Source organism: Pseudomonas sp. TE31087 (assembly GCF_057284075.1).
In genome coordinates, this window is the sequence record NZ_JBXVNN010000001.1 from 1 (window position 1) to 12,850 (window position 12,850).

General features: G+C 62.4%; 9 protein-coding genes and 6 tRNA genes. 13 read left to right on the forward strand and 2 right to left on the reverse strand.

Features of this window, described 5'->3' with window-relative positions:
• The 10 genes from ACZ899_RS00005 to mgtE form a co-directional block, all read left to right on the forward strand.
• On the forward strand, positions 1-696 hold a 696-nt coding region (locus tag ACZ899_RS00005), incomplete at its 5' end, for a succinylglutamate desuccinylase (RefSeq protein WP_485627100.1).
• Between the two features lie 433 nt (positions 697-1,129).
• Entirely contained in the window at positions 1,130-3,754 is a 2,625-nt protein-coding gene (gene alaS, locus ACZ899_RS00010; protein ID WP_234561799.1) for an alanine--tRNA ligase, read from the forward strand.
• 83 nt (positions 3,755-3,837) lie between these two features.
• Positions 3,838-5,073: an aspartate kinase gene (locus tag ACZ899_RS00015; RefSeq protein WP_028691060.1), complete on the forward strand. Its 1,236-nt coding sequence runs from the start codon at positions 3,838-3,840 to the stop codon at positions 5,071-5,073.
• A 168-nt stretch (positions 5,074-5,241) separates the two neighbouring features.
• The gene (gene csrA, locus ACZ899_RS00020) at positions 5,242-5,430 is read left to right on the forward strand and encodes a carbon storage regulator CsrA (RefSeq protein ID WP_003254503.1); all 189 of its coding nucleotides are present in this window, start codon (positions 5,242-5,244) and stop codon (positions 5,428-5,430) included.
• 72 nt (positions 5,431-5,502) lie between these two features.
• Positions 5,503-5,593: transfer RNA gene (locus ACZ899_RS00025), tRNA-Ser, on the forward strand.
• 48 nt (positions 5,594-5,641) lie between these two features.
• Positions 5,642-5,718, forward strand: a tRNA-Arg gene (locus tag ACZ899_RS00030).
• Positions 5,719-5,788: 70 nt separating this feature from the next.
• A tRNA-Arg gene (locus ACZ899_RS00035) sits at positions 5,789-5,865 on the forward strand.
• 72 nt (positions 5,866-5,937) lie between these two features.
• A tRNA-Arg gene (locus tag ACZ899_RS00040) sits at positions 5,938-6,014 on the forward strand.
• A 71-nt stretch (positions 6,015-6,085) separates the two neighbouring features.
• A tRNA-Arg gene (locus ACZ899_RS00045) sits at positions 6,086-6,162 on the forward strand.
• Between the two features lie 399 nt (positions 6,163-6,561).
• Entirely contained in the window at positions 6,562-8,004 is a 1,443-nt protein-coding gene (gene mgtE / locus ACZ899_RS00050; RefSeq protein WP_110738608.1) for a magnesium transporter, read from the forward strand.
• A gap of 232 nt (positions 8,005-8,236) precedes the next feature.
• Here mgtE and ACZ899_RS00055 read toward each other — a convergent pair whose 3' ends face one another.
• Positions 8,237-8,563, reverse strand: a complete 327-nt coding sequence (locus tag ACZ899_RS00055; RefSeq protein ID WP_003254499.1) for an Arc family DNA-binding protein — start codon at positions 8,561-8,563, stop codon at positions 8,237-8,239.
• Between the two features lie 346 nt (positions 8,564-8,909).
• On the opposite strand from ACZ899_RS00055, the gene phnN reads away from it, so the two are divergent.
• Both phnN and ACZ899_RS00065 read left to right on the forward strand, forming a co-directional pair.
• Positions 8,910-9,533: a phosphonate metabolism protein/1,5-bisphosphokinase (PRPP-forming) PhnN gene (phnN, locus tag ACZ899_RS00060; protein ID WP_234561795.1), complete on the forward strand. Its 624-nt coding sequence runs from the start codon at positions 8,910-8,912 to the stop codon at positions 9,531-9,533.
• Positions 9,534-9,607: 74 nt separating this feature from the next.
• Positions 9,608-9,684, forward strand: a tRNA-Arg gene (locus tag ACZ899_RS00065).
• 23 nt (positions 9,685-9,707) lie between these two features.
• Here ACZ899_RS00065 and ACZ899_RS00070 read toward each other — a convergent pair.
• On the reverse strand, positions 9,708-10,910 hold the full coding sequence (locus tag ACZ899_RS00070; protein ID WP_234561793.1) for a benzoate/H(+) symporter BenE family transporter: 1,203 nt from the start codon (positions 10,908-10,910) through the stop codon (positions 9,708-9,710).
• A gap of 360 nt (positions 10,911-11,270) precedes the next feature.
• Between ACZ899_RS00070 and ACZ899_RS00075 the strand changes: the two genes are divergently transcribed.
• Positions 11,271-12,662, forward strand: coding sequence for an aminotransferase-like domain-containing protein (locus tag ACZ899_RS00075; protein ID WP_234561791.1), 1,392 nt, complete (start codon positions 11,271-11,273; stop codon positions 12,660-12,662).
• Positions 12,663-12,850 lie beyond the last annotated feature (188 nt).

Genomic DNA, 12,850 nt, shown 5'->3' on the forward strand with positions numbered 1-12,850 from the left:
GAGCAGGACATCAACCGCCTGTTCAATGGCCGCCACGAACTCTCCAGCGGCTTCGAGGCGCTGCGCGCCGCCGAGCTCGAGCAGTTCGCCCGGGTGTTCTTCAGCAAGCCTGAGCGCACCCGTCTGCATTACGACCTGCATACCGCCATTCGCGGGTCCAAGATCGAGCAGTTCGCCTTGTATCCCTACAAGGAGGGCCGCACGCATTCCCGGCGTGAACTGGCGCGCCTGGCTGCGGCAGGGATGGAGGCAGTGCTGCTGCAGAGCAAGCCTTCGATTACCTTCAGTGCCTTCACCTATGAGCAGCTGGAGGCCGAGGCCTTTACCCTTGAACTGGGCAAGGCGCGGCCATTTGGGCAGAACGAAGGCGTCAATCTCGACAAGCTCGAAGAACGCCTCATCCAGATCATCGAAGGTACCGAGCCTGAGACCGGCGACTCGCTCGACGGCCTGAAGCTGTTCAGCGTCGCCCGCGAGATCATCAAGCACAGCGACAGCTTCCACCTGCACCTGCCGGCGGACATCGAGAATTTCTCCGAGCTCAGCAAGGGCTACCTGCTGGCCGAAGACCTGGCCGAGACGCGCTGGGTGGTGGAGGAGGAGGGCGCGCGGATCATCTTCCCCAACCCCAAGGTGAAGAACGGGCTGCGCGCCGGCATCCTGATCGTGCCGGATTCGGGCCAACGGCTGGCTTGATGCTACCCTCAAGCCTTGCGCGATTTCTGTAGGAGCGGCCTTGTGTCGCGAAAGGGTCGCAAAGCGACCCCGGCGATCTTTGCTCACCATTGAAATCCCGGGGCTGCTACGCAGCCCTTTCGCGACACAAGGCCGCTCCTACAGTCGAGCTCTGCCCCGTCCTGTTTTGGATCCCTTTGGTGATGAAATTCTTTTAATTCACCAACCTGTTAATTTTCCCCGCCCCGGGACCGTAATTGGCTTGCCAGTAGCGAAACGCTGGCTTTAGCATCGCGGTCATGCCGTTTTCAATTGCTGTAGTCCGACAAACCGTCCATTCGACGGTTTCTATCGCATAAACACACTGCACCGAGACTGCAGGACCGATATAATGCGGCCCTTTGCCGTCGTTTCGTCGATTCGACGTGTGGCCGCCGTTTCCGTGGAAGAACCTATGAAAAGCGCAGAAATCCGTGAAGCCTTCCTCCGCTTCTTCGAAGAGCAGGGACATACTCGCGTTGCCTCCAGCTCCCTGATCCCGGGCAATGACCCGACCCTGCTGTTCACCAACGCCGGCATGAACCAGTTCAAGGACTGCTTCCTCGGCCAGGAAAAGCGCGCCTATACCCGCGCCGTGAGCAGCCAGAAGTGCGTACGCGCCGGTGGCAAGCACAACGACCTGGAAAACGTCGGCTACACCGCCCGTCACCACACCTTCTTCGAGATGCTGGGCAACTTCAGCTTCGGCGACTATTTCAAGCGCGATGCCATCACCTTCGCCTGGACCTTCCTGACTTCGGACAAGTGGCTGAATCTGCCGAAGGAAAAACTGTGGGTCACCGTCTACGCCAGCGACGACGAGGCCTACGACATCTGGACCAAGGAAGTCGGCGTGCCGGCCGAGCGCATGGTGCGCATCGGTGACAACAAGGGCGCCCCGTACGCCTCCGACAACTTCTGGACCATGGGCGACACCGGTCCGTGCGGCCCGTGCACCGAGATCTTCTACGACCACGGCGCCGACATCTGGGGCGGCCCACCCGGCTCGCCGGAAGAAGACGGCGATCGCTACATCGAGATCTGGAACAACGTCTTCATGCAGTTCAACCGCACCGCCGATGGCGTCCTGCACCCGCTGCCAGCGCCGTCGGTGGATACCGGCATGGGCCTGGAGCGCATCAGTGCGGTGATGCAGCACGTGCACTCGAACTACGAGATCGACCTGTTCCAGAGCCTGCTGGCCGCTGCCGCCAAAGCCATCGGTTGCGCCAATGACGACCAGCCATCGCTGAAAGTGGTTGCCGACCACATCCGTTCCTGCGGCTTCCTGATCGCCGACGGCGTGCTGCCGTCCAACGAAGGCCGCGGCTACGTGCTGCGCCGCATCATTCGTCGCGCCTGCCGCCACGGCAACAAACTGGGCGCCAAGGGCAGCTTCTTCCATAAGATCGTCGCCGCGCTGGTGGCCGAGATGGGCGAAGCCTTCCCTGAACTCAAGAGCCAGCAGGCGCATATCGAGCGCGTGCTCAAGACCGAGGAAGAGCAGTTCGCCAAGACCCTCGAGCAGGGCCTGCGCATCCTCGAGCAGGACCTGGCCCAGTTGCAGGGCCAGGTCGTGCCGGGCGACGTGGTGTTCAAGCTGTACGACACCTACGGCTTCCCCATGGACCTGACCGCCGACATCGCCCGCGAGCGCGAGCTGACCATCGATGAAGCCGGCTTCGAGCGCGAGATGGAAGCCCAGCGTGAGCGTGCCCGCTCCGCCAGCGCCTTCGGCATGGACTACAACAGCCTGGTCAAGGTCGACACCGCCACCGACTTCCTCGGCTATGACGCCACCGAAGGTCAGGGCAAGGTCATCGCCCTGTACAAGGACGGCCAGGCCGTCGAGCAACTGGCTGAGGGCGAGGAGGGCGTCGTGGTCCTCGACCGCACCCCGTTCTACGCCGAGTCCGGCGGCCAGGTCGGTGACTGCGGCTACCTGCAGGCCGGCGCCGTGCGCTTCGACGTGCGCGACACCACCAAGACCGGCGGTGCCTTCCTGCACCACGGCGTGGTCGCCAGCGGCGCGCTGACTGTCGGTGCCGCAGTTGATGCCCGCGTCGATGCCGAGGTGCAGCACGCCACCTCGCTGAACCACTCCGCCACCCACCTGCTGCACGAAGCCTTGCGCCAGGTGCTGGGCGAGCACGTGCAGCAGAAGGGCTCGCTGGTCGATAGCCAGCGCCTGCGTTTCGACTTCAGCCACTTCGAGGCGGTCAAGCCAGAACAGATCAAGGCCCTGGAAGACATCGTCAATCGCGAAGTGCGTCGCAACACCGAGGTACAGACCGAGCTGACCGACATCGAGACCGCCAAGGCCAAGGGTGCAATGGCGCTGTTCGGTGAGAAGTACGGCGACACCGTGCGCGTACTGAGCATGGGCGGTGACTTCTCCGTCGAGCTGTGCGGTGGCATCCACGCCAAGCGCACCGGCGACATCAGCCTGTTCAAGATCATCAGCGAAGGCGGCGTGGCCTCTGGCGTGCGCCGTATCGAAGCGATCACCGGCGCCGCCGCGCTGGCCTACCTGAACACTGCCGAAGAGCAGGTCAAGGAAGCCGCGCAGCTGGTCAAGGGCAATCGCGACAACCTGATCGACAAGCTGTCGGCTGTGCTCGAGCGCAACCGCCAGCTGGAAAAGCAGCTCGAGCAGCTGCAGGCCAAGGCCGCCAGCGCCGCCGGGGATGATCTCTCCAACGCGGCCGTTGAGGTCAAGGGTGCCAAGGTCCTCGCCGCCCGCCTGGATGGGCAGGATGGCAAGGCGCTGCTGGCGCTCGTCGATCAACTGAAGAACAAGCTCGGCCACGCAGTGATCCTGCTGGGCAGCGAGCATGAGGGCAAGGTCGTGCTGGTGGCTGGCGTGACCAAGGACCTCTCCAGCCAACTCAAGGCTGGCGACCTGATGAAACAAGCTGCTGCGGCGGTCGGTGGCAAGGGCGGCGGTCGTCCTGACATGGCCCAGGGCGGTGGCGTCGACGTCGCCGCGCTGGACCAGGCGCTGGCCCTGGCCGTGCCGTTCGCCGAGCAGGGACTTTGAGATGGAGGGGGCGCCGGTCTAGTCGGCGTCCCCGCCATGTTGGATTGTTTTTTGGGGCCCTTGAGGGCTGAGGCACCTTTGAAATGGCGTTGATCGTACAGAAATTTGGCGGTACCTCTGTCGGTTCCATCGAGCGGATCGAGCAGGTTGCCGACAAGGTCAAGAAATTCCGCGAGCAAGGCACCGACCTGGTGGTTGTGCTGTCGGCGATGAGCGGGGAAACCAATCGCCTGATCGACCTGGCGAAGCAGATCACCGACAAGCCCGAACCCCGCGAGCTGGACGTGATCGTCTCGACCGGCGAGCAGGTTACCATTGCCCTGTTGTCCATGGCCCTGATGAAGCGCGGCGTGCCGGCGGTGTCCTACACCGGCAACCAGGTGCGCATCCTCACCGACAGCGCGCACAACAAGGCGCGCATCCTGCAGATCGACGACCAGAAGATCCGCGCCGACCTCAAGGCCGGCCGTGTTGTGGTGGTCGCCGGTTTCCAGGGCGTCGACGAGCACGGCAACATCACCACCCTCGGCCGTGGCGGCTCCGACACCACCGGCGTGGCCCTGGCGGCGGCGCTGAAGGCCGACGAGTGCCAGATCTACACCGATGTCGATGGCGTCTACACCACCGACCCGCGTGTGGTGCCCCAGGCTCAGCGCCTGGAGAAGATCACCTTCGAGGAGATGCTGGAAATGGCCAGCCTCGGCTCCAAGGTGCTGCAGATCCGCTCGGTGGAGTTCGCCGGCAAGTACAACGTCCCGCTGCGCGTGCTGCACAGCTTCAAGGAGGGTCCGGGTACCCTCATTACCATTGATGAAGAGGAATCCATGGAACAGCCGATCATTTCCGGTATCGCCTTCAACCGTGATGAGGCCAAGCTGACCATTCGTGGCGTCCCGGATACCCCAGGTGTCGCCTTCAAGATCCTCGGCCCGATCAGCGCCGCCAACATCGAAGTCGACATGATCGTGCAGAACGTCTCGCACGATAACACCACCGACTTCACCTTCACCGTGCACCGCAACGAGTACGAGAAGGCGCTGAGCGTGCTGGAGAACACCGCCCGCGAAATCGGCGCGCGTGAAGTGATCGGCGACACCAAGATCGCCAAGGTGTCGATCGTCGGCGTCGGCATGCGCTCCCACGCGGGCGTTGCCAGCCGCATGTTCGAGGCCCTGGCCAAGGAGAGCATCAACATCCAGATGATCTCCACCTCCGAGATCAAGGTCTCGGTAGTGATCGAAGAGAAGTACCTGGAGCTGGCCGTACGCGCGCTGCACACCGCGTTCGAACTCGACGCTCCCGCCCGACAGGGTGAGTGACACGCTGCCTGGAGGGGCGCGGCTTGCCGCGCCCTTCGCGTTTCTGGCCGCTGCGGCTGTCCCTGTCCAGGCAGCCGTGGTGGTCGATCCGGGCCAGTGCCGTCGTCCCCGGCCAGGCCCTGCTTTTCAAAGACTGTTGTCCCTGAAGATTCATGTGAGGAGAAAACTATGCTGATTCTGACTCGTCGGTGCGCCGAGAGCCTGATCATTGGTGACGGTGAGATCACCGTGACGGTCCTGGGTGTCAAAGGCAACCAGGTGCGTATTGGCGTTAGCGCGCCCAAGGAAGTGGCTGTTCACCGCGAGGAAATCTACCTGCGGATCAAGAAAGAGAAGGACGAGGAGCCAAGCCTTTAATTTTTTTGAAGTTTTTTTCAAAAAAAGGGTTGCAAACGAGGAAGGGTGTGTTTAATATTCGCCTCGTGTTGCGGTGAGGTGGCCGAGTGGCCGAAGGCGCTCCCCTGCTAAGGGAGTATACCTCATAAGGGTATCGGGGGTTCGAATCCCCCCTTCACCGCCATTATTTGCCTGGAGCGCTTAAAGCGATCCGAATGGCACAGCAAGACACGGACTCATAGCTCAGCTGGATAGAGTACTCGGCTACGAACCGAGCGGTCGGAGGTTCGAATCCTCCTGAGTCCGCCACTTTTGAAGTGGCTTTGCCTGCAAGGCTGCTTCAATCCACCAGTGGTAATCTGGTCTAAAACTACCCCACGGACTCATAGCTCAGCTGGATAGAGTACTCGGCTACGAACCGAGCGGTCGCAGGTTCGAATCCTGCTGAGTCCGCCACTTTTGAAGTGGTTTTGCTTGCAAAGGCACTTCAACAAGCCAGTGGTAATCTGGCCTAAAACTACCAAACACGGACTCATAGCTCAGCTGGATAGAGTACTCGGCTACGAACCGAGCGGTCGCAGGTTCGAATCCTGCTGAGTCCGCCACTTTTGAAGTGGTTTTGCTTGCAAAGGCACTTCAACAAGCCAGTGGTAATCTGGCCTAAAACTACCACCACGGACTCATAGCTCAGCTGGATAGAGTACTCGGCTACGAACCGAGCGGTCGCAGGTTCGAATCCTGCTGAGTCCGCCACACATCAAGAAGCCCGCTCGTTAGAGCGGGCTTTTTGTTTTTCTGGCGCGCTGAATTGTCACGGATGTCCATCTACGCTGTTCTGTAGATGTTCCCGAAAGGGGCCAGGCGCCGCAAATCGAACCAGCGCAAGACGAATGTGCTTTTCACGCCAGAGCGACCGTCGCACTGATGGCTTCGAGCGTTGTCACAGCTTTAGCGCGCAAACGATTGTTCTGGCCAAAAATTTAAGCGATCCGACAGCTTGCACAGTGTATGATTGCGCCCGTCAGCCCCGCCGGGGCTTGTGGAATCCCACCATGGACTTACCCAGTAGTTACTCGCCAACACGCTTCATACAGCCTGATCTGACCGATTGATTCTCCCGGCGTGCTCCGCTGCTGGGAGTGGAGTTCGCCTATGACCGAAATCGAAGTAAAGAAAGCCCAAGACAGCCTGCAGGATCGCCTGGCCCAGGTGATCGAGCTGCTGCAGCGCCAGCGGGTGGTCGAGGACCTGACGCACCGTCAGGAAGGTCACCACCATGACCTGGTGGAAAACCTCGTCCACCGCCAGAACCTCGTCGAACTGCAGCGCAAGCTCGACGACCTGCACCCCGCCGACATCGCCTATATCCTCGAAGCCTTGCCGCTGGACGACCGCCTGACGGTCTGGCAGCTGGTGCGCTCGGATCGCGACGGCGACATCCTGCTCGAAGTCTCCGACGCCGTGCGCCAGACCCTGATCGCCGACATGGACGATCACGAGTTGCTGGCCGCCGCCAAGGAAATGGACGCCGACGAACTTGCCGACCTGGCGCCGGAGCTGCCTCGCGACGTCGTGCACGAGCTCATGGAAACCCTCGATGCCCAGCAGCGCGAGCGTGTGCGCTCGGCCCTGAGCTATGACGAAGAGCAGGTCGGTGCGCTGATGGACTTCGAGATGGTCACCATCCGCGAAGACGTCAGCCTCGAGGTGGTATTGCGCTACCTGCGCCGGCTCAAGGAGCTGCCAGGGCATACCGACAAGCTGTTCGTCGTCGATTACGATGGCATTCTCAAGGGCGTGCTGCCGATCAAGCGGTTGCTGGTCAACGACCCGGACAAGAAAGTCGCGGAGGTCATGGCCAATGACCCGGTGACCTTCCACCCCGAGGAAGATGCCTACGACGCCGCCCAGGCCTTCGAGCGCTACGACCTGGTTTCCGCCCCGGTGGTGGACAAGAACGAGCGGCTGATCGGCCGTCTGACCATCGATGAAATGGTCGACCTGATTCGTGAAGAGAGCGAGAGCGAAGTGCTCAACATGGCCGGTCTGCGCGAGGAGGAAGACATCTTCGCCTCGGTCTGGCGCTCGCTGCGCAACCGTTGGGCGTGGCTGGCCATCAACCTGATCACCGCCTTTGTCGCCTCGCGGGTGATCGGCCTGTTCGAAGGCTCCATCGAAAAGCTGGTAGCGCTGGCGGCGCTGATGCCGATCGTGGCGGGTATTGGCGGCAACTCGGGCAACCAGACCATCACCATGATCGTGCGCGCCATGGCCCTCGACCAGGTGTCGCCGGGCAATACCAGCCGCCTGATGCGCAAGGAGCTGGCGGTGTCGCTGCTCAATGGCCTGATCTGGGGGGGCGTGATCGGTGTCGTGGCGTTCTGGCTTTACGGTAGCTGGTCGCTGGGTCTGGTGATGACAGCTGCGATGACCCTGAACCTGTTGCTGGCCGCCTTGATGGGCGTACTGATCCCGATGACGTTGACGCGCCTGGGGCGTGATCCGGCGATGGGGTCGAGTGTGATGATTACGGCGGTCACCGACAGTGGTGGTTTCTTTATCTTCCTTGGGCTGGCTACGCTGTTCCTGCTGTAAGCGTTGGGTTCAGGTCATGCGCAACCCCCTGTAGGAGCGGCCTTGCGCCGCGAAAGGGCCGCAAAGCGGCCCCGGCGATCTTTGCATCAATGCTGAAATCCTGGGGCCGCGATGCGGCCCTATCGCGACACAAGGCCGCTCCTACAGGGGGCGTGCGGTACCCCACCGCAATCACCAGATGCAAAAAAGCCAGCTTGCGCTGGCTTTTTTGTGTGCGGTGTCGCTGCCTGGATCAGGACGCGTCGGCGGCCATTTCCACATCGTGAGCGATGAGGGCGACCAGGGCATTCTGCTGGCGGTGGGACAGTTGGCGGAAGCGCTGCAGCAGTTCACGTTCGTGGAGGCTGAGCTCTGGGCTGTCCAGGCGCATGCTCAGTTCATCACCCAGGGCGCCTTCCTGGATAAGGCTCTGCTCCAGGCGGGCGATGATCTCGGAGTTCATGCTGCGGTGGTGGTTGCGCGCTACCTCGGCAATGCGCTCACGCATCCCGTCTGGCAGGCGGACGACAAACTTGTCAGCGGTGCGGCTCGAATAGATAGCCTGTTTCATTGGGCGCATATAAATTGACCGGTTGTTCTGGTTCAGGGGGAGCGGTTCGCAAATTGGCCGCACGGTGGAAGTACGACCGCGGCGACGACAAAATGTTCAACCGTGATGTGATTTTGGTTCTTCATCTTGCCTCAGGGTCGCCGTTTCCTTGGCGTCAATTCTGTGACAAATAGTGATCTCGATAAAGGCTTTTTGCCAGTACCAATTATCAGAAATGAGCACTGGTTTGAAAAGTTTCACATTCATCGAATTACACCGGTGTCAGACAAATGCCGTCAAAATCTGGTAAAAGACGGTAAAGGCCTAGGGAAAATCCTGGAATAGGCTGGTTTCCCATACATTGAGCATAGTGGCTATGCAATATGACGCAAGCGGTGGGGCAACCTCAAGGGGGCGCCTTGTATTCCTCATGGGACCGTCGGGTTCGGGAAAAGATTCCCTGATCGATGCGGCGCGTGAGCGATTGTTCACCCTAGGTGTCGAAGTCGCCCGGCGGGTCATCACGCGCTCAGCCGAGGCCAAGGGCGAAGCTGCCCTCGGAGTGAGCGTCGAGCGCTTCGAGGCGATGCGCGAGGCGGGGGCCTTTGCCCTGGACTGGCAGGCTAACGGCTTGAGCTATGGCATTCCTGTTCAGCTGGACGCATGGCTCGCTGCGGGTCGGTCGGTGCTGGTCAATGGTTCGCGTGCCTACCTGGCCAATGCCCGGCAGCGCTATCCCGACCTGGTGGCCGTGGGGCTGACCGTTTCACAGCAGGCGCTGCGCCAGCGTCTGCTGGCCAGGGGGCGAGAGAGCAACGAAGAGATCGAACAGCGCCTGGCCCGCAACTTCAGGTTGCAGGCGTATGATCCCGGCGTGCATGTCGTGGACAACTCCGCTTCGCTGGCCAGCGCGGTCGAAGCGTTGCTCGCGCTGTTGCGCAGCGAAGGTGTGATCGCTGACGCGCAGGGGAAAAAGCCGACGTGCAAAACGCCCGATTGATACATGACAAATGCCCGCACGCTGGTTAACATGCTCGCCGTCCCCGCCGCACAGCGTCTGTTGTCGGCTTCAGTGTCTCAGTAGCTCAATTGGATAGAGCATCCCCCTCCTAAGGGGAAGGTTGGCAGTTCGAACCTGCCCTGGGACGCCATTTCCCCATTCCCCTTGTCTTCTTCACCGTACCTGAACGCTTGCCTGCGGCTGTTGGGCCGTGCGGCTGTAGCTCAGGGCGAAGTGTGCCGCCAGCCCGAAGATCAGCCCCCAGAACGCGGCGCCAAGACCGAGCAGGCTCATGCCCGATGCGGTGACCAGGAAGGTGATCAGCGCCGGCTCCCGCTGTTTCTCGTCACTCATGGCGCCCGCCAGGCCGTTGGCAATGGCACCGAACAGTGCCAGGCCGGCGAGGGCGGCGATCAGTTCCCTCGGCAGGGCGGCGAACACCGAGGCCAGGGTGGCGCCAAAACTGCCCATCAGCAGGTAGAAGGCACCACAGGCCATGCCGGCGATATAGCGTTTATCCGGGTTCTCGTGGGCCTCGCGGCCGGTGCAGATGGCAGCGGTGATCGCCGCCAGGTTGACGCCGTGGCAGCCGAACGGCGCCAGCAGCAGCGAACCCAGGGCGGTGACCGAGACGATCGGGCGTGCCGGCACCTGGTAGCCGGAGGTGCGCAGTACGGCGATGCCGGGCACCGACTGGCCGGTGAGCGATACCAGGGCCAGGGGCAACCCGATATTGACGATGGCCTGCCAGCTCCACTGCGGGCTGGTCCAGGTCGGGATGGTCATTTCCAGCACCAGCGCCTGGGTGTCCAGTTGGCCCTGGCCGGCGGCGAGGCCGCAACCGACGATCAGCACCGAAAGAATCGCGTAACGCGGCGACAGGCGCTTGAACAGCAGGTAGCTCGCCAGCATCGACAACACCAGCACGGGCTGCAGGCGGATCGAGCTGAACAGCTCGGCGCCGAAGCGGAACAGGATGCCGGCCAGCATCGCCGCGGCAATGGCCTTGGGCAGGCGATTCATCAGCTTGTCGAAGGCGCCGCTCAGGGCGATCGCGGCAATCAGCAGCGAGGCGACGATATAGGCGCCCACCGCCTGGGCCAGTGACACACTCGGCAGCATCGACACCAGCAGCGCCGCGCCGGGCGTGGACCAGGCGGTGATCACCGGCACCCGCAGTTTCCAGCTCAGCAGCAGGCCGGTCAGGCCGCTGCCGATGGAGATGGCCCAGATCCACGAAGCGGTCGCTGCGTTGTCCAGACCTGCCTGGTCGGCGGCCTGGAACACAATGATCAAGGGGCCTGCGTAGGAGATGATCACGGCGATCAGGCCGGCGACCAGGGCGGAGAGGGAAAAATCCTTTCTGAGGTTGTCCATGGCGAGTCCAGGTGAGTTGATTGATTCGATTGAGTCGATTCAAATTGAATCTATACGTTAAAGGGTCCTGAATTCAAGTGGGGCTGCTCTCCAGCCCATCGCGGGCACGTTCACTCCTCATGGAGCAAGCTGTAACTTGTTGATTCAGTGAGTACCTGTGGGAGCGGGTTTAGCCGCGAAGCATGCGGCGCGGTGGATGGCACCGGCTCCGCCGGTGTTCGCGGGCAAGCCCGCTCCCACAGAGGGACAATTTCATCCGTGATTTCATGGCAGGAAGGCACAACTTGAATCGCTCGGAGGATCGACTCAAGTCGGCCTGTGTGTTCAAATTTCAATCATTTTCAGCCCGGTAGCCGTCTCATGTGGGTTCCACGGATCAGCGAAAGCAATCAGCCTGTCTACCTGTCCATCGCCGATGCGCTGGCGCATGACATTGCCAGCGGCGCGCTGCGGCGTGGCGAGCGCTTGCCGACGCTGCGCGAATTGGCGCAGGCGCTGGATGTCACGCCCGGCACCATCAGCCGCGCCTATACCGAGGCGTCGCGCCGTGGCCTGACCCAGGGCGAGGTGGGGCGTGGCACCTACGTCCTTGACCGGATCGCCGAGACGGACGAGGCCCCCGTTGCCGCCCGTGCTGCCCCCGCGGTCCGCAGCGAAGTGCTCGACCTGTCGATCATCAAGCCCTACGGCGAAACCCTGCAGTACTGGTTGCGCAACGCCTTGACCGAGCTGGCCAATACCTCACGGCTGGAGCAGGTGCTGGACTACGCCCCCGACGGCGGCCATCCGGCGCATCGCGAGGCGGGCGCGCAATGGTTGCGCCAGTGGCTACCGGGTGCGCAGTGGCAGCAGGTGGTCATCACCAGCGGTGCCCAGCATGGGCTGATGGTGGCGATCAGCGCCCTGACCGGGGCGGGCGACCTGATACTGTGCGAGTCGCTGTGCTATCCGGGCATCATTTCCGTGGCCCATGGCCTGGGCCGCCGTCTGCGTGGCGTGCCGATGGACGAGCAGGGCATCATCCCCGAGGCCTTGCGCGAGATCTGCCAGCGTGAGCGGCCCACCATGCTGGTGTGCGTGGCGACCTGCCAGAACCCGACCACGGCAATCATGTCCAACGAGCGGCGCGCCCAGATCGCGGCGCTGGCGGAGGAGTTCGACTTCCTGCTGCTGGACGATGACATCTACGGCTTCCTTGCCACCGACCCGCAGACCCGGCCGCTGGCGACCTTCGCCCCGGAGCGTTCGATCTACCTCACCAGCCTGTCCAAGTCGGTCATGCCGGCGCTGCGCATCGGCTACCTGTACAGCCCGCCAAAGCTGCTGTCGCGCCTGACCGCCATGGTGCGCAGCACGGTGTGGATGCCTTCGCCATTGACCGCGCAATTGGCCAGCCATGTGATCGGCGAAGGGTTGGACAGCCAGTTGATCCGCATGCACCGCGCCGAGGCGGCGGCACGTCAGGCCATCGCCCGTGAAGTCTTCGGCAGTGCGTCGCTGCAGAGCCAGTCGCACTGCTATCACCTCTGGCTCAACCTGCCCGAGCCGTGGCGCAGCGACGAGTTCGCCTTGCTGGCGCGGGCCAATGGCGTGGTGGTCATGAGCGCCAGTCAGTTCCAGGTGGAGCGCACGGGCGATCCACGTGGCGTGCGGGTCGTGCTGATGGCGCCGACCAGTCGGGAGGAGTTGCGCTTCGCCCTGACCCAGTTGGCCAGCCTGCTTGAGTCAGGGGATCCGCAGCGCTTTTACTGACGGATGCTCAGGGCTACAGCTTGGCGCTGTACTTACGCTCGGTGTCCCTGTCATCCGCCGAGGTCATGGCGCCCTGGGCGCGCTGCGCTTCCTGATCGTTTCATCTCGGTCTCCTCCTGCATGCGTTGGGCGATCTGTCGAGCGATCGCGGTGATAAGCATGATGGCTCCCGGGATGGAGCTGAAGAC